The organism is Streptomyces sp. ME19-01-6 (assembly GCF_033793745.1).
GTDB lineage: Bacteria > Actinomycetota > Actinomycetes > Streptomycetales > Streptomycetaceae > Streptomyces.
On sequence record NZ_JARAXF010000001.1, the window covers coordinates 629,997 to 655,640 of the forward strand.

Genomic DNA, 25,644 nt, shown 5'->3' on the forward strand with positions numbered 1-25,644 from the left:
TTGAGGCGAGAAGCGGTCCTGCCGGACCTGATGTCCGATCATTGAGCGCCGGGTGGGACGATGCTCCAGAAGGCTGGTGGAAAGTCGGCCGAGGGGTCCGAGGGGATGATGGGGCGTCTTTCTCGCAAGGGGCGGATCGCTGTCGGCGTGGCCGCCGCCGGGCTGGTCGTCGCAGGGGTCGTCGTGGTGCGCGTGGTGAGCTCCCCCGCGTTCGGTGTGGAGGCGGCGCCGAGGGGTGACGCGCCGGAGTGCGGGCGGATCGCGAAGGAATTTCCTTCCAGGCTGGACGGGCGGGAGCGGGCCGACGGCGGGGCCGCGGGCGTCGCCGTGTGGGGCGACAGGGCGGTGGTGCTGCGTTGCGGGATGAGCCCACCCCTGCCGACGGCCGACCCGTGCGTGGAGGTCAACGGCGTGGACTGGGTGGTGGAGGAGGCGAAGTCCCGGGACGGCGAGAAGGTGGTCATCACCTACGGTCGGGACCCCGCGGTGGAGGTCTCGATCTCCGACCGGGTCGCCGGGATTGACGGGGTGCTGGTGGAGCTGAGCAAGGTGGTGAAGCCGATCCGGCAACAGCGGGAGTGCCTGTCCGTCAGTGATGTGCCGGGCGGAAGCGCGCAGCCGTCGCATGCGCACTGACCGCCGTCAGCGCGATGTGCGCTTCTCCCACTCCTGGCGGTCGCGTTCGTAGACCTTCTCGGGTGCGAGCAGATCGGTCGCGCCGGTGAAGCGGAGGAAGTCGGGGTCCAGGCAGTTGTCCCAGTCGTCGGCGCAGCGGTGCTGCCAGGAGGGGCCGTCCCAGTCGTCGTCCTCGCGGGCGCGGTGGACGACGCGGCCTCGCCAGCGGTATTCGATCAGCGTGGCCGTCGGGTGCTCGTCGGCGAGTGGGGCGAGCCAGACGGGGTCGAGGGCGGTGAGGGGCTCGCCCCAGTCGTTCGGGGTGGTGGGGGTGGGCAGGGCCGTCGGCGGCGGGTCGGGCAGGGGAGTTGCGGGCGTGGCCATGGGGCCGACATCGGCTTGGCGGCAGTTACCGGTGTGGTAGCTGCCGCTGACGGACAGCCGCCATGAGCCGTCGGGCCGCCGCCGCCAGGGCGCTTCGGGGGCGCCGGGCGGGCGGTCGCCGGTGGTCGTGACGCGCACTTCGTCGAAGCCGTAGCGGCAGTATCGGTGCGGGCCGTCGTTGACGTCGCCCTGCCAGATCAGATCGCGTTGCCGGCCCTCGTTGTGGTGGCGGCCCCAGACGGCTCCGTAGAGGTACGGGGCGTGGTCCTGGCAGAAGTTGACGATGTCGGGGCTCTTGCCCGAGCCGTACTGGATGTCGACGTAAGCCCCCTCCGGCCCGCGCCGGGTCACGACCGGAACGTGGTACGAACCGCCGCGGCCGAGCAGCATCCACGTGATCCACTGCGCCTCGACGGCGTCGATGTGGTCGCCGGGGCGGGCGTAGACGCGGATGGCGTCGGAGAAGATGTTCGACATGCGCTCATCGTGTCAGCCGTGGCATGTGTCAGCCGGCGGTGTTCACGTGGCGATTCCCACCACGTGGCCCTCCGTGGCCGGGTCGTCCAGGCAGGTCAGCAGCGCGTCCGCCACGTCGGCGCGGCTGATGGTCATGCCGCCCGGGACGTTGCCGCCGATCACGCGCCGATAGGTGCCGGTGTGCGGCTTGTCCGTCAGCTTGGGCGGCCGTACGACGGTCCATCCCGTGTCGCTCGCGCTGATCGCCTCCTCCATGGCCGCCAGGTCCGCGTAGGTGTCGCGCAGCGCCCTGCGCAGGAGCGGGAAGACCACCGCGCGGGTGAGCGGGCCCTCGCCCTCGGCCACCGGGCCGACCGGGGCGGCGCTGACGGCGGACAGCCGCCGTACGCCCGCCTGGTCCATGGCCGTGACGATCGCGCGCAGAGCGGTGCCGGCGATGTGTGTGGTCCTGGCCTGCGCGTTGCTTGACGGGCCCACGGCGGAGATCACCGCGTCCCGGCCGGTCACGGCGGGGAGGAGCGGCTCGTGGTGGGTGAGGTCGGGGATGGTGAGGACCTGGAGCCGCGGGTGGGCGGGGACGGGCAGCCGCGCCGGGTCGCGCACCACGGCGGTCACCTCGTGGCCCGAGTCGAGGGCCTGGCGTACGACATGGCGGCCGACGCCGCCGGTGGCGCCGAAGACGGTGAGTTTCATGGGGGCTCCCTGGCTCTGACTGGTGATGGATGCGTGGTGATGGGTGCGTGTCATGGGTGTGACGGCGAGATGGGTGAGTATTCACTCACCCCGGCTTCCAGTAGGGTGAGTGAATGCTCACCCCGAAGTCAAGTCGGCCCACCCCGGAGCGTCTGCTGGACGCCGCCGAGAAGCTGATGCGCACCACCGGACTGGCCAACGCCACGACCAAGGCCATCGCCCGTGAAGCGGGCTGCTCGGAGGCCGCGCTCTACAAGCACTTCGCGAACAAGGAGGAGCTGTTCGTGCGGGTGCTCACCGAGCGCTCGCCCAACGCCGGCCCGCTCCTCGCCGCGCTCACCGGCGACCCGGGGGAGCGCTCCGTCGAGGAGTGCCTGACGGAGATCGCTCGCCACGCCTCGCTCTTCTACGCCGACGCCATGCCGATGGCGGCCTCCCTCTTCGCGGAGCCGGTTCTGCTCAGCCGCCACAGGGAGGGCGTCCAGAAGATCGGCAAGGGCCCGCACATGGTGCTCAACGCGCTGACCGGCCACCTGCGGCGGGAACGCGACCGCGGACGGATCCGCGCCGACGCCGATCCGCGCGCCGCCGCCGCGCTGCTGCTCGGGGCCTGCTTCCAGCGGGCGTTCTTCCTGCACTTCTCCGGTGAGGAGGTCGTGCAGCCGGTGGAGGAGTTCGCGCCGGCCGTGGCCCGTACGGTCTGGGCCGCGGTGGGGTGAGCCGCGCGCCTGTCGGAAGCCGTGTCGGCCGTGTCGGCCGTGTCGGTCACGTCAGCCGTGTCAACTGCGCTGTGGTCGAAAGGCCTTGCGTATGTGCCTCACAGGTTCCGGTAGACGTCGGGCCGGCTGATGGCCCGGAGCTGTCGCTGTGCCGCCGCAGTGTCTAGGAGGTCTTCTCCGGGGCGGACCAGGGGCTGACGCCCAGCTTGCCGGTGTTGCCGAGGTCGAGCAGGACGGTCACGGTCTGCCGGGGGCTGCCTTCGGCCGGGGCCACGTCCAGCTGCCTGCCGTTGACGGCCGGGGTCGTCGGGTCGGTCACGGTGTTCCGCCATACCAGGCCCGCCACCGCCGTCTCCTCGGGCCGCAGCGTCACCTGCCGGGGCGCGGCGTCGAAGTTGTCGAGGGTGGCGATACCCGCGGACCCGTGCTTGACGCGGATGTCCAGGGGCTTTCCGTCCTCGTCCAGGACGCGGATGGCCGGATAGCCGTTCAGCGTGTAGGTGCGCTTCCCGCAGTTGGTCAGCTTCAGGGTCATGGCGCGCAGGCCCATCGCGGCGCTCGGCTCTTCGGCCTGGATGAACACACCGGACTCCGGGCAGGTGGGCGGCGCGGAGGGGGTGGGACTCGACAGATCGCCGTAGCGGGGTTGGTCGGGGTCGAGGGGGGCGACGGACGGCGCGGGGGGCGGGGCCGGTGCCGCGACGGCCTCGGAGGTGGGCTTGGTGCCGCAGGCGGTGAGGAGGCCGAGCAGGCCCGCCGTGGCGCCGAGTGCGGCCGCACGGACGGGGGTTGAGCCACGGCGTCTGAACGGGTCCGGGTCCGTCGGTCTCTCGCGCATGCGGCCATGTGTCGTCATGGCGGCATCCTTACATGGTCGGCCATGAGTTCGAGTCGTATCGCGAGTGTTGTGGGGTGTCCCGACGAAAGTCAGATGCGGACCTGGCGTTCGACAGTGGGGCGGGGGCCCCGCGCCGCGCCAGAGTCGGGGCATGCGATTGATGACTTCCGCCGTGTCCCGGCTCTCACGGCGTCAACTACTCGGCGGCCTGGCCGCCACGGGGGCCGCCGTGACCCTCGCGTCCGCCTCTGTCGCTTCCGGCGCGGTGTCCTCCGACACGGGCCACAAGGGTCCCAAGGGCGGCGCAGAGCCGGCACGGAAGGGGGACGCCGGCGCCATACGGGTCGAGTTGCCGGCGCCCACCGGCCCGTACCCGGTCGGGATGGTCGAGCTGCACCTGGTGGACCAGGGGCGGAAGGAGCGGTGGGGGCCCGGCGACCGGGAGCTCATGGTGAGCGTGTGGTACCCGGCGCGGCGGGAGACGGACGGGGCGCGGGTGCCGTACATGCGGCCGGGTGCGGCCGAGGCGTTCGGGGCGGGGGCCGCGCAGATCCTGAAAATCGACCGCGGGGCCATCGACTGGGGCGGGTTCACCACGCACGCCCGCGCGGGGGCGGGCGTGGCGGGCGGGCTGGGGCGCAGGCCTGTGGTGCTGTACTCGCCCGGGATGTACAACGAGCGCACGCTGGACACCAGCGCGGTGGTGGAGTTGGCCGGCCAGGGCTATGTCGTGGTGACGGTCGACCCGACGTACGAGGCGCACGCGGTGGAGTTCCCCGACGGGAGGGTCGCCGAGGCGTCGTCGGAGATCGGCAAGATCGAGCCGATCGCCGAGCGGAACAAGGCGGTACTGGACGTGCGGGTGGCCGATGTCCGGTTCGTGCTGGACCGGCTGGAGGTGCTCGCGCGCGGTGGCAACCCCGACGCCGGGCGGCGACAGCTGCCCAGCGGGCTCGGCGCGGCGCTGGACATGGGGCGGGTCGGGATGTTCGGGCACTCGCTCGGGGGCATGACGACGGCGGAGGCCATGCGGCTGGACCGCCGGATCCGGGCCGGGGCCAACCTGGACGGGCCGCTGGGTTACGACTGGACCGACCCCGATCTGCTGCTGCCGGTCGCACACAGCGGGCTCGACCGGCCGTTTCTGCTGATGGGGGCGTGGCTGGACACCACGTCGGGGCGGCTGCCGCACACCCATGAACACTCGCCCTCCTGGCGGGCGCTGTGGCAGAACTCCACGGGCTGGAAGCGTGACTTGTGGACGCAGGCGGCCGAGCACAACTCGTTCACCGACTACGAGACCGTCCTCCCCGCCCTCGCCGAGCGCCTCACGCTGCCCGAAGGGCTGCGGAAGCAGATGATCGGCACCGTGGACCCGGCCCGTTTCGCGGCGAGCCGGCGAGCCTACCTCACGGCGTTCTTCGACCGGCATCTGCGCGGGCTGCACCGGCCGCTGCTGGACGGGCCCACGCCGCGCCACCCGGACGTGCGGTTCATCGGCTGAGCGTCGCGGCGACGCCCCCTGTGCCGTCCGCGATGTCACCCGAGGCGCGGGACAGGGGGCGTCGGTGTCCGTTCGCCCGGTGCACGCGATGTCGGTCAGGGTGTGACGTTGTAGGTGAAGGACTGGGAGGTGTCGTCGCCCCCTGCGCTGCGGACGGTGATGGGGACCGTGCCGGTGCCGCCCGGGGAGTAGGAGACCAATGTGGAGTCGTCGATGAGCTGGAAGGCGGCCGAGTCGGTGCCGTAGATCACATCGGTGACATCGCTGAAGTTGGTCCCGATGACGGTGGACGGGGTGCCGCCGTAATCGGGTCCGGCGGTGGGGTCCATGCTCGTCACGGTGGGGGCGGCGACGAAGCTGAAGGTCAGCCCGTTGGTGGTGCCGCCCTTGGTGGTGATGCTGATGGCCGCGGTGGCCGGAGTGGTGACGGTCGGCGCGACGATGTCGACCGTGTTGTCGTTCACCGCATCGAACGACGCGGCGGGGGTGCCGCCGAAGGTCACCGAGGTGGTGGTGTACAGGTTCGAGCCGGTGAGCGTGGTCGTGGCGCCGGTCAGGGGTCCGGCGGTGTTGCTGAGGGAGGACTTGCTCGGCGGCAAGATGTAGAAGTACCAGACCGGCGTGGAGTTCCCGGACGGCGTGGTGATGACGACCTGGACGGCGCTGCTGTTGGAAGGAGCTGTCGCCGTGATCTGGGTGTCGCTGTTGACGGTGAACGACGCGCTCTTGGTGCCGAATTTCACGCTGGTCGCGCCGGTGAAGGCGGAACCGGTGATGATGACCTGGTTTCCGCCCGACGTCGGGCCCTGGTTCGGGTTGAGTGTGACCATGCTGTCTACTCCTTCGTCGAGCGGTTGGCGAGCGCCGTTGGCCTGAGGCATGAGGATGCGGGCTCTCTGTACGAGAGAAGCAGGCGCAGGGGCCGTCCGGGAGGCGTATTCGGGCGCCATGGAATCCACTGAGAAGCGTTATCTGCAAATATGAATTACTGCAATCAATCCTTTTCGCGCCGCTGTGCTCCTAAATCGATCTGGCAAGAGCGTCATCGGCGCTGAATACTTGATTCCGTAAGATATTTCCGCTGTCCGGCTGGCTCCGGGGAACCAGCGAGAGGAGTGCTCCGGTGGCGTCAACCATTTCTCTTGCCGACCCTAGGGCGGCCGAACCGATCGACCTTCTCCTCCCGTACACGATCCCCGTTGGGCCGGCGCCCGTGGGCATCGCCGTCACACCCAACGGGGCGGCCGCCTACATCGCCGATTCCGGCGGTGACACCGTCACCGTCGTCAACACCGCGACCGACGCCGTCGCATCCACCATCACCGTGGGCAGCGGCCCATGGGAAGTCGCGATCTCACCCGACGGCGCACATGTCTACGTCTCCCGGCCCGCGGCCGGAGCGGTCATGGTCATCACGACCGCCACCAACGCCGTGACGGCCACGATCAGTGGTTTCACCGGCCCGCGCGGGCTGGCGGTCCGTCCCGATGGTTCCCGGCTCTACGTGGCCAACTCGGGCGGGAACACGGTCGCCGTCGTCGATACGGCCACCAACACCGTCACCGGCACCGTCGCGGTGGGGAACACACCGGACACCGTTGTGTCCCGGCCGGACGGGGCCGTGATGTACGTGTCCAATATCGGCAGCGGCACCGTGAGTGTGATCAACACCACGGGCAACGCCGTGACGGCCACCATCAGCGGCTTCACCAGTCCGCGCGGGCTGGCGGTCTCTCCCGATGGTTCCCGGCTGTACGTGGCCAACTCGGGCGGGAACACGGTCGGCGTCGCCAATACGGCCACCAACACCGTCACCGGGACCATCCGCCTCGCTGCCGGCCCTGCGTATCTCGCCATGTCCCCGGACGGGACGCTCCTTTACGCGGTGACACCCGGCAGGGGCTCGCTCACCGTCATCAACCCCGCCACGAGCACCGTCACGGCCACGCTCGTCGGATTCGGCTCGCCGCAGCGGATCACCACCTCACCGGACGGTCTGCGGCTCTACACCACCGACAGCGGCGCCAATACGGTGAAGGTGATGCGGCGGCCCGCGAGCATCACCCCGAACCAGGGCTCGCGTGGTGGCGGATCCTTGGTGACCATCACGGGCGAGGGCTTCACCGGTACCACGGCGGTGTACTTCGGGGCCCGCCGGGCCCCGAGCTTCACTGTCGTCGACGACAACCGGCTCACCGTGGTGACTCCCTCGGGAACGCTCAGCAGCGTGCCGGTCCGCGTCGTCGCCGCCGGCGGCACGGCGGTCGTCGGGCACTACTACTACCGCCGCGTGCCGAGCATCGACCAGATGTCGGTGACGTCCGGGCCGGCGAGCGGGGGCACCACTACCACCTTCACCGGCCACAGGTTCGTCGGCGTCACCGGAGTGTGGTTCGGCAAGACAGTGCGCGTACCCACGGTGCTGTCGGACACCCAGATGACCGTCGTCGCCCCACCGTCAAGCGTCGTCGGCCAGGTGCCCGTGCACATCGCCAACCCCGGTGGCGTCTCCAACTCGCTCCCGTTCACCTACATCGCCAACCTCAGCATCAGCAGCATCAGCCCCGTCTCCGGGCCCGCCGCGGGCAGCCGTGCCGTCAACATCAACGGCCTCGGGCTCAGCGCCGTTACCGGTGTGACGTTCGGAGGTGTCTCCGCGATCTTCAAGGTCATGTCCGACATCAAGGTGCAGGCGATCACCCCCGCCCACGCGCCCGGTCCCGTCGCCGTGGTCGTACGGACCGCCGACAACAGGACCGCCACGTCCCCCGTCTCGTACACCTACACCTGAGGGCTTACCCAGGTGGGGGCACATAGGTGAAGGGCAGGTTGTTGCTGGTGCCGCCCGTGGCCGTGACGTTGACACTGACCGTGCCGGTCCCGGGCGGGGCGACCGCCGTCAGCTGAGTGTCGGAGAGCACTGTGAACGCGGCCGAGGCGGCGCCGAAGTGGACGGACGTGGTGGTGGCCAGGTTGGTCCCGGTGACGGTCACGATCGTGCCGCCGATCTCCGGGCCCAGGGCCGGGTTGAGGCCGGAGACGGCGGGGGCGGGGGCGTACGTGTAGACGAGGTTGTTGCTGGTGCCGCCGGAGGTGGTGAGGTTGACGTTGGCGGTGGCGGTGCCGGCCGGAGCCGTGACACTGACCTGGTTGTCGTTCAGGACGGTGAAAGGCACCGAGGCGGCGCCGAAGTGCACAGCGGTGGTGAGGGTGAGGTGGAAGCCGTTGATCACCACTGTGTTGCCCCCGGCCGTCGGACCGCTCGCCGGGGAGAGCGAGGTCAGGGCGGGTGGCGCCACATAGAAGTAGAACGCGCCCGGACTGCTGGTGCCGCCCGGGGTGACCACGTTCACCGGGGAGGCTCCGGGGGCCCCGGGCGGGGCGGTGGCGGTGATCTGGGTGGCGGAGTTGATCGTGAAGACGGTCGCCGGGGTGGTGCCGAAGAGCACCTGGGTGGTGCCGGTGAAGCCGGTGCCGGTGATGACGACGGAGTTGCCGCCGGACGTCGGCCCCTGGCCGGGGTTGACCGTGGTGACCGTGGGGATGGCGGAGTAGGTGTAGATCAGGTTGTTGCTGGTGCCGCCGGGAGTGGTGACGTTGACATTGACGGTGACGGTGCCGGGCGGGGCGACCGCGGACACCTGGGTGTTGGAGAGCACCGTGAAGCCGACCGCGGTGGCACCGAAGTGGACGGACGTGGTGGTGGCCAGGTTCGTCCCGGTGATGACGACCGTGTTGCCGCCTGCCTGCGGCCCGGAGGCCGGATTCAGGGAACTGATGGCAGGGGCCGTGGAATAGGTATAGGTGAGCGTGTTGCTGCTGCCTCCGGGGGTGGTGACCTTCACCTGCACGCTACCGCTGCCGGCCGGGGCGGTGGCGGTGATCTGGGTGGCGGAGTTGACTGTGAAGGCGGTCGCCGCGGTGGTGCCGAAGAGCACCTGGGTGGTGCCGGTGAAGCCGGTGCCGGTGATGACGACGGAGTTGCCGCCGCCCGCCGGCCCGGAGGCCGGGTTGAGTGAGGTGAGGGTCGGGGCCGTCGCGGAGGCGTAGCTGAAGGTGACGTTCTGGGTGCTGGTGCCGTTCGGCGTGGTGACGGTGATCTGTACGGTGCCGCTGCCTGTGGGAACGGTCGCGTTGATCTGCGTGGCGGAGACCACGGTGAAGGAGGCCAGGGCGGTACCGAACCGGACCTGGGTGGTGCCGGTGAATCCGCTGCCGGTGATGACGACCGCCGTACCGGCCGGACCGCTGCTCGGATTGACCCCGGTCACCGAGGGCGCCGCCGCGGCGGTCTGGGCGGCGGACCGGGTGTCGGCGGTCTTCGTATCGGAGGCCTTCGCGGCGGCGGTCCGCGCGTCGACGGCGAGGGGTCGGGGAGAGGGGGCGGGTGACGTGGGCACGGCTGCGCCTTTCTCGTCTCCGTTTCCGGGGGCGTGGCTGTGGGTCGGGACCGCCGTGTGCCGCGTGGGCTGGTCAGGGGGCGGTGGTACGGCGCGCGGCGAGGGGCGGGAGACGGCCGTGGCCGTCTCCCGCCCCTCTGCGGGGTGGATCATCCGGGCGGGGGCGCGTAGGTGAAGGTCTGCGTGGAGTCGGTGCCGCCGGGGGTGGTCACATTGACGGTGACCGTCCCGGTGCCGGGCGGGGCGTAGGCGATGAGCTGGGTGTCGCTGTTCACCACGAAGGCGGCCGACGTGGCTCCGTAGGTGACACCGGTCGTGTTGCTGAGCCCGGTGCCGATGACGGTGCTGGCGGTCCCGCCGGCCTCCGGGCCGCTGCCCGGGGTGATGCTGGTGGTCGTGGGCGCGTCCACGTAGGTGAAGAACAGTCCGTTGGTGGACCCGCCCCCGGTGGTAACGGTGATCGGAACCGTCTGGGCGGTGGCGGACGTCGGCGCCGTGACGTTGAGGGTGCTGTCGTTGACGACGGTGGGGGTGGCCGAGCCGACGGCGCCGAAGGTCACCGACGAGGCCGTGCTCAGGTTGGCGCCGGAGATGGTCGTGGTCGCGCCGGTCAGCGGCCCCGAGGTGTTGCTGAGGGTGGTCTTGATCGGCTGGGGGACGTAGAAGTAGTTGACCGGGCTGGTGGTGCCGCCGGGCGTGGTCACCGTGACGCCCACGACGCCGTTGCCCGAGGGGGCGGTGGCGGTGATCTGGGTGGCGGAGTTGACGGTGAAGGTGGCGGATTTGGTGCCGAATTTCACGCTCGTCGCGCCCGTGAAGTTGGTGCCGGTGATGATGACCGAGTTCCCGCCTGCTGATGGCCCTTGGGTGGGATTGAGTGTTGCCATGGGAGGCTCCTTTTGTGGTGTGCGGCGTATCCCTCGGACTCGGAAGGCGAGTGCCGTCTCCGCTGCCATGGATCGCGGAAAGGCCGTATCGGATCCGTGCAGGCGGGCCTGCGCCGGGGACGGGAAACCGCTGAGCGAGAGGGTTGGCGACCCGGTAGTCGGCAGGCCGGGGCTTGTGGTCCGTGACTCGCAGCCGGTAGCTCTGCGAGGCGCTGCCTCTCAGGATCGATTGAACGGACTGTTCGATCGAGTGAGAAGGGCGCGTGTGATGCCGATGGGGGTGAATGTGACTGTATGAAAAAGCAACGCGGGGAGGAATTCCACGCCGGAGTGCACCGATGTATTCCGTTTTCCCCTTCACCGGGCGGCCACTGACTGCTGGAATTCTTGTGATCCGTTCACAGGGGGGTATCTCTGCGCGGGACCGTGACGAACCCGCCCGGTCGCGCGGAAGGAGTTCTCATGTCACCCCCCGCTTCACCGTCGCAGGTGCCGGGCCCGTTCGCCGAACCGCTGACGCAGATACCCGTGGGCCACGGCCCCCTCGGCATCGCCATGGCGCCCGACGGCAGGCACGCCTATGTCACCAATTTCGGCTCGGGCACGGTCAGCGTCCTCGACACCGCCACCAGGACCGTGACCGCCACGGTCGCCACCGGGGCCGGGCCCTGGGGGATCGGGGTGTCCCCGGACGGGTCCGCCGTCTACGTCAGCAATTTCGGCGCCGGTGCGGTCAGCGTCCTGAACACCGCGACGAACACTGTGACCGCCACCATCGGCGGGATCAGCAGCCCGGTCGGCGTCGGCTTCGCCCCGGGCGGGCAGTTCGCCTATGTGGTCAGCCAGGGGGCCGACACGGTGGTACGGGTGGACACCGCCACTCACACGCCCGTCGCGACCATTCCCGTCGGCACCAGGCCGTACAACATCCTCATCACCTCCGACGGCACCCGCGCCTACGTGTCCAACTTCGGCGGGGACACGGTCAGCGTCCTCGACACCGCCACGGACACCGTCCTGAACACCATCTCCGGCTTCGACCTGCCCCGGGCTCTCGCCCTCACGCCGGACGGCCTCCGCCTGTACGTGACGGACTACGGCGGCAACACGGTGTCCGTGGTCAGCACCTCCAGCAACTCCATCGTGCGGAGGGTCGGCGGTCTGTCCATCCCGTTCTTCGTGACGGTCGCCCCCAACGGCCAGCGCGCCTACGTGAGCGTGGACGGCACCAGCTCCGTGCAGGTCATCGATGTCGCCACGGACACCGTCACGGGCACCGTGCCCGGCCTCAATGTGCCCAACTGGCTCGCGGTCACCCCGGACAGCCGGTTCGTTTACGTGGTCAACAACGGCGGCGACTCGGTCAGCGTGTTCGGGTCGCCCCCCGGCATCGTGCCCGGGCAGGGCCCGATCGGCGGCGGGACCACGGTGACCATCATCGGCCGGCACTTCACCGGCGTCACCGCCGTGACGTTCGGCTCACGGCCGGCCAGGAGCTTCACCGTCCTGGACGACAACACCATCACGGCGGTGACCCCCGCAAGCACCGGCGCCGTGGTGGTGACGGTGACCGGGCCCGGCGGTACCGGTGTGCTCGGCCACTTCTACTACATCCCGCCGCCCCTTCTCACCGCCCTGTCGCCATCCGGCAGCCCGGTGGGCGGCGGCAAGGCGGTGGTGATCAGCGGGATCTACCTCAGCACGGCGAGCGCGGTGAAGTTCGGGAGCACGAGCCTGTTCCTCACCGTGGACTCCGACAACCAGCTCACGGTGATCGCCCCGGCGGCACCGGGCCCCGGGAACGCCCTGGTCCAGGTGATCACGCCGGGCGGCCCCTCCAACACCCTGACATACACCTACGCGTAGGCCGGTGTCCGGCCCGGGGCCGTCAGTCGTGCGGCGGCGCCGGCTGCCCCAGCAGGGCGAGGAAGGACCGGAAGGCGGCGGGCATGTCCACCGCCTCCGGGTCGTGCAGCCACTGGTACTGCAGCCCGTCCATCACCGCGACCAGCAGCGGCGCGGCCTCCTCGGGCCTCAGGCCCCCGGGCAGCCGGTCGCCGAACTCGCCGCGCAGGGTGGCCGCCATGTCGGCGCGCACCCGCTCGTAGCGCCGGGTGAAGTACTCGCGGGCCGGGTGGTCGTCGGTGACGCTCTCGCCGAGGAGGGCGGAGAAGGTCTGCACGATCCCCGCTCGCATGGCGTTGTACTCCACCAGCGAGGCGAGCAGATCCAGCGGCCAGGCGGCCGACTCGTCGCGCCGCGCGGAGCCGGTGTCCCACTGGTCGCGCTCCGCGAGCACCGCGACGAGCAGGGCCTCCTTGGTGGGGAAGTAGTGCAGCAGACCCTGCTGGGTCAGGCCGACGCGCTCGGCGACCGCGCTCAGAGTAGCGCCCCGGTAGCCGCGCTCGGCGATCACTTCGAGCGCGCAGCGGACGATCTCGGCGCGGCGCTCCTCGCCGCGCGCCCCGCGTCTGACGCCGCCGTCCCCGCCGCTCCGCGTCCGCTCGGCCATCGCCGTTCCCGCCTTCCCGCTCGCCGCCTGAAACACTGGTTCGCCGCCCGCCGACCGTACGGCATGCCCCTTTCTGAGGGCTCGGTTCTCCCCCGCCGGGGCGCTACAGCCCCTGTCGACGGTCGACCCACGCGGCCTGGATATCGCATCGGATAACGAAAGGGTAACTATGCCTACCCTGCTACAGGTCATCGGGGGCGGTCCGGTCCACCATGGCCTGAACTGACCGCAGTGATCAGGAGGTGGCGGCGTGAAGGCCGTGGAGAACGCGCTGGGCAAGCTCGACCTGGACACCAAGGCGCGGCTGCTCTCCGGCCAGGACATGTGGTCGCTGCCCGCCGTCCCCGAGATCGGGTTGCGGTCGCTGGTGATGTCGGACGGCCCGATCGGCGTGCGCGGGGTGCACTGGAGCGCCGACGACCCGTCGGTCGCCCTGCCCAGCCCCACCGCCCTGGCCGCGACCTGGGACCCCGGCCTCGCCCGCCGCGCGGGCCACCTCCTCGCCCAGGAGGCGCGCCGCAAGGGCGTGCACGTGCTGCTGGCGCCGACCGTCAACCTGCACCGCTCGCCGCTGGGCGGCCGCCACTTCGAGGCGTACAGCGAGGACCCGTATCTCACCGGCGAGATCGGCACCGGCTATGTGACCGGCGTCCAGGAGGGCGGGGTGGGCACCACCGTCAAGCACTTCGTCGCCAACGACGCCGAGACCGAGCGCTTCACCGTCGACAACAGGGTCGGCGCGCGGGCGCTGCGCGAGCTGTACCTCGCCCCCTTCGAAGCCGTCGTCAAGAACGCCCGCCCCTGGGGCGTCATGGCCGCCTACAACGGCGTCAACGGCTCGACGATGACCGAGCACCGCGAGCTGCAGCAGGGGGTGCTGCGCGGCGAGTGGGGGTTCGACGGCTTCATCGTCTCCGACTGGCTGGCCGCCCGCGACACCGTACGGGACCTGCTCGGCGGGCTCGACGTCGCCATGCCCGGCCCGCGCACCGTCTACGGCGAGGCGCTGGCCGCCGCCGTACGGGCCGGGGAGGTCGCCGAGGCCGACGTGGACGAGGCGGTGCGCCGCGTGCTGACCCTCGCCGCCCGCGTCGGCGCCCTGGACGGAGTGGCCCCGGCCGTGTCCGCCGCCGACCGGCCGCGGCCTGTCGACGGCGAGGAACTGGCCCGCGAGATCGCCCGGCGCTCCTTCGTCCTGCTGCGCAACGAGCCCGCGACAGCCTTGCCAGGTCGCCCGGCCCTGCCGCTCGACCCCGTCGGGGTGTCGGGCGTCGCGCTGCTCGGCGCGGCGGCCCGCGACGCCCGGGTGCTCGGCGGCGGCTCCGCCCAGGTCTTCCCCGAGCGCGTCGTCTCGCCGCTGGAGGGGCTGCGCCGGGCCCTGCCCCCGGGCGTCCTCAGCTACGCCGTAGGTGCCGACCCCACCGACGAACTCGCCCCAGCCTCCCAGGGGTTCGAGCTGCGCGCCGTCGTGCGCGCCGAGGACGGGCGGACGCTGGGGGAGTCGACGCTGCCGAACGGAGAGGTGCGGTGGCTCGGCGACCTTCCGGAGGGGGTGACGTACGAGGAGCTGCACACCGTCGAGATCACCGGCACTTTCACCCCGCGCGAGTCCGGCCGCCACACCTTCGGCACCCGGGGCCTCGGCGGGTTCCGGCTGACCGTCGGCGACGAGGTGCTGTACGACGGGGTGCAGGACATGGAGGACGCGCGCGATCCCTTCGAGGCGTTCTTCGGCGAGCCCAAGCCGCGCGCGACCGCCGAGCTGACGGCGGACAAGCCCGTACGGATCAGCCTCACCTGTGAGGTGGTCAGGCTCGACGCGGCCGACGCCCCGTTGCAGGCCGTGTGTCTGAGCTTCATGCACCGCGCCCCCGAGCGCGACGCCGAAGAGCTGATCGAGGAGGCCGTGGCAGCCGCGGCGGCCGCCGAGGTGGCCGTGGTGGTGGTCGCCACCACCGAGCGCGTCGAGAGCGAGGGCTTCGACCGCTCCGACCTGCGGCTGCCGGGCCGTCAGGACGAGCTGGTACGGCGCGTCGCCGCGACCGGCACCCGCACCGTGGTGGTCGTCAACTCCGGCTCGCCGGTGGAGATGCCGTGGCGGGAGGACGTCGCCGCGGTGCTGCTGAGCTGGTTCCCGGGGCAGGACGCGGGCCTGGCGCTCGCGGACGTCCTGCTCGGCGCCCAGGAGCCCGGCGGGCGGCTGCCCACCACCTGGCCGGCCCGGCTGGCGGACGCCCCGGTCAGCGAGGTCCGGCCGACGGAGGGCCGGCTGAGCTACGACGAGGGCGTGTTCATCGGCTACCGCGCCTGGGAGCGGCGCACGGCGGAGCGGCCGGAGGCGGCCCCCGCCCCCGCGTACTGGTTCGGCCACGGCCTCGGGTACACCGAATGGGGCTACGAGTCGGCGGAGTTCACCCCGGCGGCGGAGCCGGGCGGCGACGACCTGGGCACCCTCGCCGTATGGGTCCGCAACACCGGGGCGCGGGCCGGCCGGGAGGTGGTCCAGGTCTATCTCGAGGTGCCCGAGGGCGACGGCGAGGAGCGGCCGGTGCGCCGCCTCGCGGGGTTCGCCTCCGTGGCGGCCGGGCCGGGCGGGAGGGCACGGGCGGACATCGCGCTGCCGCGCCGGGCCGCGGAGGTCTGGGACGAGGCCGCGCACGCCTGGCGGCTGGTCCCCGGCGCGTACGCCGCGCGGGTGGGCCGCAGCCTGGCCGACCGCCGGCTGTCCGTCCCGGTGCCGGTGGCCTGACCCGGGTGTCGCCCCCCCCATCGGCGATGGGTGCGGTTCGTTTCGGGTGAAGCTCGCGATCAAGCGGTGAGGTCGTAATCCTGCTGGTCGGGGTGGGTAGAGGCGCGGGTGCTCGTGGGCGGCGTGGAAGCGCTCGGTTCCTCACGTACCCGCCTGCTCCGCGCAGGACGCGGCGAGAGCACAGCGCCCGCCGCGACCGATGTTCCCGGCAGCAGAACGGCTGCAACCGGCCCCGTGAGGCGGCTACCGTAGGGGCGGATGAGCAGACCGGAAGGGCGGCAGCGCGGGGATGACGTCAACGGGGGACTTCGAGACCTTGGTGCAGCGGTACCGGCCCGAGCTGCTGGCGCACTGCTACCGGATGCTCGGCTCGGTCCACGACGCCGAGGAACTCGTGCAGGAGACGTGTCTGCGGGCGTGGCGCGCGCGGGACCGTTACGACCCGTCGCGTGCCTCCCTGCGGACCTGGCTGTACCGGATCGCCACGAACGCGTGTCTGACCGCGCTGGACGGGCTCGGCCGCCGCCCCATGCCCTCGGGTCTGGTCACCGAGAGCGAACCGCTGCGCCCGCTCGTCCACGGCGGGGAGGCAACCTGGTTGCAGCCACTCCCGGATAGCCTGCTCGGGCTGGGCGCTCCGGCCACCGCGGCGATCGACAGGGGCAGCCTGCGGCTGGCCTTCGTCGCAGCACTGCAATTGCTGTCACCGAGAGAGCGCGCCGTCCTGATCCTGCGCGACGTGCTCGACTACCCGGCGGCGGAGGCAGCGGACATCCTGGAGACCTCGGTCGCGGCCGTGAACAGCTCGCTGCAGCGGGCTCGCGCCCGGATCCGGGCCGCGGGAGTGCTGCAGGAGCAGGTCGCTGAGCCTTCCGACGCAGAGCAACGGTCGTGGGTGGACCGGTACATGGCGGCCTTCGTCCGGGCGGACATCCAAGGGTTGCTGCAGGTGGTGACCGAGGACGTCCTCATGGAGATGCCGCCCATGGTCAACTGGTTCACCGGCCGGGAGAACTATGCGAGCTTCATGGGCTGGGTGTTCGCCAAGGCCGGCAAGGCCTGGCGGTTGCTGCCGGTGCGGGCCAACGGGCAGGCCGGCTTCGCCGCCTATCGGCGCGGGGACGCCGGCGTGTTCGAGCTGCACACCCTGCAGGTGTTCACGGTCACGGCTGGCGGCATCAGCCGTGTCTCGGTTTTCCAGGACGCCGACGTGTTCGCCGCCTTCGGCTTGGCGCAGAAGGTCGACGGCTGATCCGCCCGCACCTGTCGGGCGGGCCCGCCCGACAGGTGCGGGCGGACCCGGGCAGGACTGACTCTGGATCAGCTAGCGGACTTGACCGGGCTGTTGTGGTAGGCGGCGATCAGCCAGGCGTCGTCGCGCTTCTCCAACACCCAGGTCGCGTACACGATCCGGTCGGCGGGAACCTCGGACTCGCCGGGGAAGAGGATGCCGGCCTCGCTCACGACGATCGCGCCGTCGCGACCCAGGAACCGGATCCCCAGCTGCCGGTTGGTCGTCGTGGTGCCCTTCAGGAAGGAGGCGAACCCCGCCGCCATGCCCTGCCGAACCTCCTCGCGGGAGGCGCGGTAGGAGCCGGGCATGATCGCGGTGGCCTCCTGCGTGTAGTCGGCGACGAAGGCGTCGGCGTCGCCGGCGTCCCATGCCTTGTAGAGGCTCTCAAGGACGGCAGTGATCGCGGCCGTGTCGTTCGCGCGGTTGTCGGACATCGTTCTCTCCAGTCATTGCACTTGGTCGGGACCGAAGGGGCCCGTGAGTACATACCGGCGTCCCTTTCGGAACTCATCGCGCGAACCTCAAGATCTTCTCTTCGGAGCGCAGTCCACTCTGCACCGTCGGCCTGCCGGCGCTTGAAAGCCGACCGGAGGGCGTGGACGATGCGGACGGGCTGTGTTCCGGGCTGCTCCTCTCTACCGTGGTGGTGGAGGAGGGTGGCGGATGGGCTCGCTGTTTGAGGAGTTGGAAGCGCGCGAGGTGGCTGCCCGGGTGCGGGTGGAGGAGTTGGAGGCCGAGGTCGCCGAGCTGGCCGGGAAGCTGGAGCTGGCCCGGGAGAGCCTGGAGCGGTTGCGGATCGCGCGGGAGACGGTCGCCGATGTGCTCGCGGAGATGACCCCGGAGAAGTCGGCGGCGGCCGTCGATGCTGGACAGCCGGCTGCGGGTGAGCGGCTCGCGTCGGCGTATGCGGGGGCCGAGCGGCAGGTCATCGGGGTGCTGACGGTGCCGAACTGGCAGCCCGGGATGGGTTCGGAGGTCCTGCCGCGGGCGTATCGGGACATCCTGGAGGTGGTGGCAGACGCGCCAGGGCCGGTCCGCGCCAAGCAGATCGTGCCGAGGATCGGCCTGCCGGCCGAGACCGGGAAGATCGAGGGCACGAGGTCGAAGTTGAAGCGGCTGGTGGAGCGGGGCTGGCTGGACGAGGACACCCCGGGGATGTTCACCCCGGCCCGTCGCCGGATGGCTGCTTCGCCCAACTCCCGTTAACAGCAGGGCTCTTCCGCGCCTACATTCGAAGGTGCGATCCATATCGAAGCAGGACGGGACGAGCCCCGGAGATGAAACCGTACGACACTCATGCCACCACTGACCCCTTTGCGCGCTCGGTCAGCGCCTTCGAGACCCTGATGTGCACCTTGTCGGGCAGCGATGCGAGCGCGTGGACCCACGCCGAGCTGGAAGAACGCCTCGACGTGGCCGGGCGGGAGCTGTTACGACAGCTGCTGCAGGACCATCTGGACCTGCGCGCGAGGCTGGAGGAGGAAGAGGTCCGTGGCAGCGGCGGGCCGCCCGTGACCGGGCCGGAGGGGCAGGTGCGGCCCTGGCGGGAGACAGGACACTCGCGTTGGCTGGCCAGCGTGTTTGGACTGGTCCGGGTCACGCGGGTCGCCCACCGGGGCCGGGGCCTGGGCAATGTCCATCCCGCCGACGTCGCGCTGTCGCTGCCAGCTGGCCGGCATTCGATGGGCCTGCGTCGGCTCGCGGTCACCGAGGCCGTCCGCGGCTCGTTCGACCAGGCGCACGATGCGGTCGAGCGCCGCTGTGGGAAAGTGCTCGGCAAGCGCAGGCCGGAAGAGCTCGTGGTCGCCGCCGCGGTCGACGTCGACGACTTCTACCAGACCAGGATTCCGGTTCCGTGCAGCCGCGAGATGCCGTTGGTGGTCCAAGTGGACGGCAAGGGCGTGGTCATGCGGCCCGAGGCTCTGCGCGAGGCCACCCGCCGGGCCGCCGCGAAGGCCGCGACCGGTCATCGCGGCCGGCTCGCGCCGGGCGAGAAGCCGAACCGCAAGCGGATGGCGACCGTGGCCTGCGTCTTCGACACCCGCCCGGCTCCCCGGCGTCCGCACGATGTGATCCACCCGCCCGGCGGGCGCAGCGGCGAACGTCCCGCTCGCCCGGGGCCAAGGGCGGAGAACAAGTGGTGCACCGCCTCCCTGATCCGTCCGCCCGAGCAGGTCATCGCCGATGCCTTCGACCAGGCCGAGGCGCGCGACCCGAGGCATCTGCGGCCGTGGGTCGTCCTGGTCGACGGCGCCCGTCACCAGCTCGACCTGATCACCGCCGAGACCGACCGACGCGGCGTCACGGTGCACGTGCTGCTGGACTTCGTGCACGTCGCCGAGTACGTCTGGGCCGCGGCCCACGCTTTCCACAAACCGGGCACCACCGAGGCCGAAGTCTGGGCAGCCGACCATCTGACCGCGATCCTCGCAGGCCACGCCGCCCGCACCGCCCACGCCATGACCGCACAAGCCACCCGGGAGCGACTGTCGACCGCCCGGCGCGAGGCCGTCGATGCCTGCCACCGCTACCTGACCGGCCACCTCGACCAGCTCCGCTACGACACGGCACTTGCGAGCGGGTGGCCGATAGCCACCGGCGCGGTCGAGGGCGCCTGCCGCCACTTGATCGCCGACCGCCTCGACATCACCGGCGCCCGCTGGGGCCTGCCCGGAGCCGAAGCCGTCCTGCGACTGCGTGCCATCGTCTCCAACGGAGACCTCTACCCCAACCAGCAGAACTACGCCCTCACCGCTTGATCGCGACCGTTACTCGAAACGAACCGCACCCATCGGCGATTGAGCCGAAGGGGCGCGACCGCCCGCGCCGGAGGCGCTGATGTCACTGTGAAAGGGAGAGCGCGCGGAGGCCCCGAGGCTGCAATCCATTTGCGGCTCCGCCGCGCGGGGGGCCGAGGCCGCGGTCGCCCGCGGCGGAGCGGCATATCGATACAGCCGGCTACCGCCGCGTGGTCGACCGTCGACAGGGGCTGAGGCGCCCCGGCGCGGGCGCCTCCCGGCGGTAGCCGGGGGAGAACCGAGCCACAAAAAAGGGGGGCGCGCTAGCGCGCAGTGATGCGGCGGTAGGCCATCGCGGCGAGCTGCTGCTGGCCCTCCTTGCTCGGGTGGAACCAGTCCCACTTGCTCAACTCATCCGCCGAGAAACGGTAGTTGTGCACCGCGTCGTCGTACCGGCACAGCACGTCCTGGGCGCAGACCGCTTTCAGTGTCGCGTTGTACTCGTCCACCCGGTCCTCCACCCGGCGGCGCCGTTCCTCCGCCGCCGGGTCGGTGGCGTCGGAGTCCTTGAGCATCGACGGGCAGATCCCCAGCTTCCAGATCTGCCGGCCCAGCACGTTCTTGCGCCCCTCGGACCACAGCCGCTTCAGGTCCGGCACGCTGGCCACGTACACCTGCGTCTTGGGCAGGTCGTGACGCAGCGTCTTGAGCGCGGAGCTGAATTCGGCCCGGAAGTCGGCCGTCGGGGTCATGTCGTCGACCGAGGACCGGCAGGCGTCATTGGCGCCGATCAGGATGGTCACCAGCTGCGGCTTCCGGGTGACCGCCGACTGGATCTGGCCGGACAGGTCGGCCATCACCGCGCCCGTCTTGGCGTAGTTCCAGCTGCGTGTGGCGGAGCGGGAGGCGGCGGGCAGCAGCCGACGGGCGAGGCTGTTCACCTCCGTACCGGTGGACCAGGACACCTCGGGGCAGTCGGCCAGCACCGAGCAGGCGTCGAAGCCGCGGGTGATGGAGTCGCCGAGGGAGGCGATGGAGTCGGGACTGGTGTTCCACGGAAGGCCGGGCTTGGCGGCGGGGCGCTTGCTGTTTCCGGAGCCGCCCGGGTGGGAGGCGTCGTCGGAGCCGCCCAGGCAGCCCCCCGACGCCAGCACGGCGGCGGTCGTGAGCAGCGCGACGGTGGTGCGCGCGACGGTGGGGCGGGTGGTCGTGGACGCGAACCGTGCCCCCGAAAACGTCCGGCGCCGGCGTGCTGCGCTGCCCCGCATGGCTGTTCCCCCTCCGACTCTTGGGTGATTCTGTCCAGGACCGACGGTACGTCACTCCTCCGCTCGCACCGCGCGGTAGCTTTTTCCCGTGCCAGTTGAGCTCCGCCCCTGGCGGGAGCGGGAGCGTTCCGGTACGGGCAAGTTACCTGGCGTCACATCGTGTCCGTTTTCAGAAGAATTCTGCCCGAAAAATTTCACTGCAGGTAACCTCGGGGCTGGTGCGAGGGTGATCATTAGGGCAGAATGTCTAGTGCTGTCCCGGGCGTCACCGGTACGGACATGAGGCCGCTGGGGAAGGCGTACCTCGAACCGCACAGGAGGCCCAGGTGACGACACGTGGAGTTCTGTACGTGCACTCCGCTCCGCGCGCGCTGTGCCCGCACGTCGAATGGGCCATCGCGGGCGTACTCGGTGTGCGCGTCACCCTCGACTGGATCAAACAGCCCGCCGCGTCCGGCACTTGGCGTGCCGAGTTCTCCTGGCAGGGCGAGGTCGGCACCGCCTCCAAGCTGGCCTCCGCGCTCCGCGGCTGGCATCTGCTGCGCTTCGAGGTGACCGCGGAACCGTGCGCCACGGCCGAGGGCGAACGCTACAGCTCCACCCCCGATCTCGGCATCTTCCACGCCGTCACCGGCATGCACGGTGACATCCTGATCCCCGAGGACCGGCTGCGCGCCGCGCTCGCGCGCTCGGCGCGCGGGGAGAGCGATCTGCAGGCCGAGGTCGCCAAGCTGCTCGGCAAGCCCTGGGACGACGAGCTGGAGCCTTTCCGCTACGCGGGGGAGGGCGCCCCCGTCCGCTGGCTCCACCAGGTGGTCTGAGCTCAGCGGTCGGTTCCGGGTTTGACCTGGAGTCCGCTCCAGGACCTAGCGTTTCGGACATGACCGAGAACTTCTCCACACCCCGTCCCGCACAGTCCGTCGCGGTCCTCGGCACCGGCGTCATGGGCTTCCCGATGGCCCGTAACCTCGCCGGCGCCGGGCTCGAGGTCCGCGCGTGGAACCGCACCCGGGCCAAGGCCGAGCCGCTGGCCGCCCACGGTGTGCACGTCACCGACACCCCCGCCGAGGCCGTGGACGGCGCCGATGCCGTCCTGACGATGCTGTACGACGGCCCGGCCGCCCTCGACACCATGCGGCAGGCCGCCCCGGCGCTGCGCCCGGGCACGGTCTGGGCCCAGTCCACCACCTCCGGTCTCGACGGTCTGGACGCCCTCGCCGCGTTCGCCCGGGAGAGCGGGCTGGTCTTCGTGGACGCCCCGGTCCTGGGCACCAAGCAGCCCGCCGAGAGCGGGGCGCTGCTGGTGCTCGCCGCGGGCCCGGAGCCGGCCCGTACCGTTCTGGCCCCCGTCTTCGACGGCATCGGCAGCCGGACCGTGTGGGTGGGCGACAGCGGCGAGGAGGGCGCGGCCACCCGGCTCAAGCTGGTGGCCAACAGCTGGGTGCTGGCCGTCACCAACGGCACCGCCGAGGCCCTCGCCCTCGCCGAGGGGCTCGGCGTGGACCCGCGCGCCTTCCTGGACGCCGTCGCGGGCGGGCCGCTGGACATGGGCTATCTGCGGGCCAAGGCGGAACTGCTGCTCAGCGGCCATCTGGAGGCCAGCTTCGCGACGAGGACCGCCGAGAAGGACGCCCGGCTGGTCGTCGAGGCGGGTGAGCGCGCGGGGGTGCGGCTGGATGTGGCGGCCGCGGGCGCGGAGCGGTTCCGGCGGGCCACCGAGCGGGGTTACGGCGACCAGGACATGGCGGCCTCGTACTTCGCGAGCTTCGACGAGACCTGAGCCGGACCGGGGCCCCGTGTCCGGGCATGCGAAAGGCCCGTACGGCCACTCACCGGTGAGTAGCCGTACGGGCCTTCGCGTGCTCACACCGTACGGAAGGCAAGCACCACGTTGTGGCCGCCGAAGCCGAACGAGTCGTTGAGCGCCGCGATGGTGCCCGCCGGCAGGGGCCGTGGCTTGCCGCGCACGACGTCCGCGTCCGCCTCCGGGTCGAGGCTGTCGAGGTTGATGGTCGGAGGGGCCAGCCGGTGGTACAGGGCCAGCACCGTGGCGACCGTCTCCACGCCGCCCGCGCCACCGAGCAGGTGGCCGGTCATCGACTTGGTGGCGGAGATCGCCATGTGGTCGACGTCGTGGCCGAAGACCTTGCGCAGCGCCTTGATCTCCGCCACATCGCCCTGGGGGGTCGAGGTCGCGTGCGCGTTGACGTGCGCGATCTCGGCCGGCTTGAGCTCGGTGGAGTCGATCAGGTTCTGCAGCGCGTGTGCGATGCCGTTGCCGGACGGCTCCGGCTGGGTGATGTGGTGCGCGTCGGCGGAGATGCCCTGGCCGACGGCCTCGGCGTAGACCCGCGCGCCGCGCCGGGCGGCGTGGTCGGCCGACTCCAGGACGATGACGCCTGAGCCCTCACCCATCACAAAGCCGTTGCGGTCGGCGTCGTACGGGCGCGAGGCGCCCTGCGGGTCCTCGTTGTTCTTCGACATCGCCATCATGTTGCCGAAGGCCACGATGGGCAGCGGGTGGATGGCCGCCTCGGTGCCGCCCGCGACGACCACATCGGCGCGGCCGGTGCGGATCATCTCGATGGCGTAGCCGATGGCCTCAGCGCCCGACGCGCACGCGCTGACCGGGGTGTGGACACCGGCGCGGGCGCCGACCTCCAGGCCGACGTTGGCTGCCGGGCCGTTGGGCATCAGCATCGGCACGGTGTGCGGGGACACCTTGCGGACGCCCTTCTCGCGCAGCACGTCGTGCTGCTCGAGGAGGGTGGTCACACCGCCGATGCCGGAGGCCACGACCGCGCCGAGCCGGTCGGGGTCGACCGTCGGGTCCTCGCCCGCCTTGGCGGTGAAGCCGGCGTCCGCCCATGCCTCACGGGCCGCGATCAGTGCGAACTGCGCCGAGCGGTCCAGCCTGCGGGCCTGCGGGCGCGGAATGACGGTGCCTGGCTCCACCGCGATCCGCGCGGCGATGCGGACCGGTAGATCGGCCGCCCAGTCCTCCTCGAGGAGGCTGACGCCGGAACGTCCGGCGAGCAGTGCCTCCCAGGTGGACGGGGCGTCGCCACCCAGCGGCGTCGTGGCACCAACACCGGTGACGACCACGGTGCGATTGGTCGAGTTCACAGGAATTCCTACTCCACGTGTAGAGGGTGCTGGACCTGCCACCGCTCGGGTGGCGACAAGCGCTCGGACTCAGCCCTGGTGCTTGAGGATGTAGTCGGCGGCGTCGCCGACCGTCTTGAGGTTCTTGACGTCGTCGTCCGGGATCTTGACGTCGAAGCGCTCTTCGGCGGCGACGACGACCTCGACCATGGACAGCGAGTCGACGTCCAGGTCGTCCGTGAAGGACTTGTCCAGCAGGACGTCCTCGGTCGGGATTCCGGCGATCTCGTTGACGATCTCGGCGAGACCCTCGACGATCTCTTCCTGGGTGGCGGCCATTGCGGCGCTCCTTCTTCGGGTGATTGCGGTGAGTGCGCAGCGTCCGACCTGTTCGGGGCTGCGTGGGGATCTTGACTAAGGGAGGGTAACGACCGTCGCTGCGTACACGAGACCCGCCCCGAAGCCGATGACGAGCGCGGTGTCGCCGCTCTTCGCCTGCCCGGTCGCCAACAGCCGCTCCATGGCGAGCGGGATGGAGGCGGCCGAGGTGTTGCCGGTGGTCTCCACATCACGGGCGACCGTGACATGGTCCGGCAGCTCAAGGGTTTTGACCATCGAGTCGATGATCCGCATGTTGGCCTGGTGGGGGATGAAGACGTCGAGGTCCTGCGGACTGACCCCGGCGTCGTCGAGGGCCTGCTTGGCGACCTTGGCCATCTCGTAGACCGCCCAGCGGAAGACCGACTGGCCCTCCTGGGTGATCGCGGGGAACTTGACGTTGCCCTGGCTGTCGAGCGGGAGCTTGGAGAGATCGCCGACGCGGTACTCGTCCCACGGTACCGTCTGCGTGATGGTCTCGGACTTGTCGCCCTCGGAGCCCCAGACGGTCGGGCCCATCGCGGGCTCGGTGGACGGGCCGACGACCACGGCGCCCGCGCCGTCGCCGAACAGGAAGGCCGTCGCGCGGTCCTCCAGGTCCGTCAGGTCCGAGAGCCGCTCCACGCCGATGACCAGGACGTACTCCGCGGTGCCGTCGGTGACCATGCCCTTGGCGAGGGTCAGGCCGTAGCCGAAGCCCGCGCAGCCCGCCGAGATGTCGAAGGCGGCCGGCTTGCCCGTGCCGAGCAGATGGGCGATCTCGGTCGCCACCGCGGGGGTCTGCTTGAAGTGTGAGACGGTCGCGACGAGCACGCCGCCGATCTGCTCCGGCGTCAGGCCCGCCGCGGCGATGGCCTTTCCGCCCGCCTCGGCGGACATCGTGGCCACCGTCTCGTCCGGCCCGGCCCAGTGCCGCGTGGCGATCCCCGAGCGGCTGCGGATCCACTCGTCGGAGGAGTCGATGTGCTTGAGGATCTCCTCGTTGGGCACCACGCGGTGGGGACGGTAGCCGCCGACACCGAGGATGCGCGCGTACGGTGCGCCCTTGCTGGGCTTGATCTTCGCGGTCATGCTCTGGGAGCT

Annotated in this window: 23 protein-coding genes; 11 read left to right on the forward strand and 12 right to left on the reverse strand. The window is 71.0% G+C overall.

What is annotated here, in order from left to right; genetic code table 11:
* Nucleotides 1-60: 60 nt before the first annotated feature.
* Entirely contained in the window at nt 61-636 is a 576-nt protein-coding gene (locus PV419_RS02940) for a DUF3515 domain-containing protein (protein ID WP_319686025.1), read from the forward strand.
* Between the two features lie 6 nt (nt 637-642).
* Here the strand turns inward: PV419_RS02940 and PV419_RS02945 are convergent, their stop codons facing one another.
* A complete protein-coding gene (locus PV419_RS02945; RefSeq protein ID WP_319686026.1) occupies nt 643-1,476 on the reverse strand; it encodes a hypothetical protein in 834 nt (277 codons plus the stop codon).
* 42 nt (nt 1,477-1,518) lie between these two features.
* Nucleotides 1,519-2,169 (reverse strand): SDR family oxidoreductase, encoded by a 651-nt coding sequence (locus PV419_RS02950; RefSeq protein WP_319686027.1) that lies wholly within the window; start codon nt 2,167-2,169, stop codon nt 1,519-1,521.
* 113 nt (nt 2,170-2,282) lie between these two features.
* On the opposite strand from PV419_RS02950, the gene PV419_RS02955 reads away from it, so the two are divergent.
* Nucleotides 2,283-2,888: a TetR/AcrR family transcriptional regulator gene (locus PV419_RS02955; protein ID WP_319686028.1), complete on the forward strand. Its 606-nt coding sequence runs from the start codon at nt 2,283-2,285 to the stop codon at nt 2,886-2,888.
* Nucleotides 2,889-3,051: 163 nt separating this feature from the next.
* On the opposite strand, the gene PV419_RS02960 is transcribed toward PV419_RS02955, so the two are convergent.
* On the reverse strand, nt 3,052-3,744 hold the full coding sequence (locus tag PV419_RS02960) for a DUF4232 domain-containing protein (RefSeq protein WP_319686029.1): 693 nt from the start codon (nt 3,742-3,744) through the stop codon (nt 3,052-3,054).
* 133 nt (nt 3,745-3,877) lie between these two features.
* On the opposite strand from PV419_RS02960, the gene PV419_RS02965 reads away from it, so the two are divergent.
* Nucleotides 3,878-5,230 (forward strand): lipase, encoded by a 1,353-nt coding sequence (locus PV419_RS02965; protein WP_319686030.1) that lies wholly within the window; start codon nt 3,878-3,880, stop codon nt 5,228-5,230.
* 95 nt (nt 5,231-5,325) lie between these two features.
* On the opposite strand, the gene PV419_RS02970 is transcribed toward PV419_RS02965, so the two are convergent.
* Nucleotides 5,326-6,060 carry an IPT/TIG domain-containing protein gene (locus PV419_RS02970; RefSeq protein WP_319686031.1) on the reverse strand — a complete coding sequence of 245 codons (735 nt, stop codon included), beginning with the start codon at nt 6,058-6,060 and terminating at the stop codon, nt 5,326-5,328.
* A 383-nt stretch (nt 6,061-6,443) separates the two neighbouring features.
* Here PV419_RS02970 and PV419_RS02975 point away from each other — a divergent pair, with 383 nt between their 5' ends.
* Nucleotides 6,444-8,021 carry an IPT/TIG domain-containing protein gene (locus PV419_RS02975; protein WP_319686032.1) on the forward strand — a complete coding sequence of 526 codons (1,578 nt, stop codon included), beginning with the start codon at nt 6,444-6,446 and terminating at the stop codon, nt 8,019-8,021.
* A 4-nt stretch (nt 8,022-8,025) separates the two neighbouring features.
* On the opposite strand, the gene PV419_RS02980 is transcribed toward PV419_RS02975, so the two are convergent.
* Together PV419_RS02980 and PV419_RS02985 are read right to left on the reverse strand one after the other, a co-directional pair.
* Nucleotides 8,026-9,630: a beta strand repeat-containing protein gene (locus tag PV419_RS02980; RefSeq protein WP_319686033.1), complete on the reverse strand. Its 1,605-nt coding sequence runs from the start codon at nt 9,628-9,630 to the stop codon at nt 8,026-8,028.
* Between the two features lie 149 nt (nt 9,631-9,779).
* A complete protein-coding gene (locus PV419_RS02985; protein ID WP_319686034.1) occupies nt 9,780-10,517 on the reverse strand; it encodes an IPT/TIG domain-containing protein in 738 nt (245 codons plus the stop codon).
* A gap of 462 nt (nt 10,518-10,979) precedes the next feature.
* On the opposite strand from PV419_RS02985, the gene PV419_RS02990 reads away from it, so the two are divergent.
* Nucleotides 10,980-12,383, forward strand: a complete 1,404-nt coding sequence (locus PV419_RS02990) for a beta-propeller fold lactonase family protein (protein ID WP_319686035.1) — start codon at nt 10,980-10,982, stop codon at nt 12,381-12,383.
* A 22-nt stretch (nt 12,384-12,405) separates the two neighbouring features.
* Here the strand turns inward: PV419_RS02990 and PV419_RS02995 are convergent, their stop codons facing one another.
* Nucleotides 12,406-13,029, reverse strand: coding sequence for a TetR/AcrR family transcriptional regulator (locus tag PV419_RS02995; protein WP_319686036.1), 624 nt, complete (start codon nt 13,027-13,029; stop codon nt 12,406-12,408).
* Nucleotides 13,030-13,288: 259 nt separating this feature from the next.
* Between PV419_RS02995 and PV419_RS03000 the strand changes: the two genes are divergently transcribed.
* Entirely contained in the window at nt 13,289-15,778 is a 2,490-nt protein-coding gene (locus PV419_RS03000; RefSeq protein ID WP_319686205.1) for a glycoside hydrolase family 3 protein, read from the forward strand.
* A 289-nt stretch (nt 15,779-16,067) separates the two neighbouring features.
* Nucleotides 16,068-17,030 (forward strand): RNA polymerase subunit sigma-70, encoded by a 963-nt coding sequence (locus PV419_RS03005; RefSeq protein WP_319686037.1) that lies wholly within the window; start codon nt 16,068-16,070, stop codon nt 17,028-17,030.
* A gap of 68 nt (nt 17,031-17,098) precedes the next feature.
* On the opposite strand, the gene PV419_RS03010 is transcribed toward PV419_RS03005, so the two are convergent.
* Nucleotides 17,099-17,506, reverse strand: coding sequence for an SgcJ/EcaC family oxidoreductase (locus PV419_RS03010; protein ID WP_054236290.1), 408 nt, complete (start codon nt 17,504-17,506; stop codon nt 17,099-17,101).
* A gap of 229 nt (nt 17,507-17,735) precedes the next feature.
* On the opposite strand from PV419_RS03010, the gene PV419_RS03015 reads away from it, so the two are divergent.
* Complete coding sequence (locus tag PV419_RS03015; protein ID WP_319686038.1) at nt 17,736-18,278, forward strand: hypothetical protein; 543 nt, start codon at nt 17,736-17,738, stop codon at nt 18,276-18,278.
* A 71-nt stretch (nt 18,279-18,349) separates the two neighbouring features.
* Nucleotides 18,350-19,831 carry an ISKra4 family transposase gene (locus PV419_RS03020; protein ID WP_319686039.1) on the forward strand — a complete coding sequence of 494 codons (1,482 nt, stop codon included), beginning with the start codon at nt 18,350-18,352 and terminating at the stop codon, nt 19,829-19,831.
* 302 nt (nt 19,832-20,133) lie between these two features.
* Here the strand turns inward: PV419_RS03020 and PV419_RS03025 are convergent, their stop codons facing one another.
* Complete coding sequence (locus PV419_RS03025; protein ID WP_319686040.1) at nt 20,134-21,078, reverse strand: SGNH/GDSL hydrolase family protein; 945 nt, start codon at nt 21,076-21,078, stop codon at nt 20,134-20,136.
* 326 nt (nt 21,079-21,404) lie between these two features.
* Between PV419_RS03025 and PV419_RS03030 the strand changes: the two genes are divergently transcribed.
* Together PV419_RS03030 and PV419_RS03035 are read left to right on the forward strand one after the other, a co-directional pair.
* Nucleotides 21,405-21,899: a DUF3145 domain-containing protein gene (locus PV419_RS03030; RefSeq protein ID WP_319686041.1), complete on the forward strand. Its 495-nt coding sequence runs from the start codon at nt 21,405-21,407 to the stop codon at nt 21,897-21,899.
* Between the two features lie 59 nt (nt 21,900-21,958).
* Nucleotides 21,959-22,858: an NAD(P)-dependent oxidoreductase gene (locus PV419_RS03035; protein ID WP_319686042.1), complete on the forward strand. Its 900-nt coding sequence runs from the start codon at nt 21,959-21,961 to the stop codon at nt 22,856-22,858.
* 83 nt (nt 22,859-22,941) lie between these two features.
* Here PV419_RS03035 and fabF read toward each other — a convergent pair whose 3' ends face one another.
* From fabF to PV419_RS03050, 3 genes are all read right to left on the reverse strand, one after another.
* On the reverse strand, nt 22,942-24,204 hold the full coding sequence (fabF, locus tag PV419_RS03040; RefSeq protein WP_319686043.1) for a beta-ketoacyl-ACP synthase II: 1,263 nt from the start codon (nt 24,202-24,204) through the stop codon (nt 22,942-22,944).
* 69 nt (nt 24,205-24,273) lie between these two features.
* A complete protein-coding gene (locus PV419_RS03045) occupies nt 24,274-24,522 on the reverse strand; it encodes an acyl carrier protein (protein ID WP_319686044.1) in 249 nt (82 codons plus the stop codon).
* Between the two features lie 75 nt (nt 24,523-24,597).
* Nucleotides 24,598-25,632, reverse strand: a complete 1,035-nt coding sequence (locus PV419_RS03050; protein WP_319686045.1) for a ketoacyl-ACP synthase III — start codon at nt 25,630-25,632, stop codon at nt 24,598-24,600.
* Between the last annotated feature and the right edge of the window lie 12 nt (nt 25,633-25,644).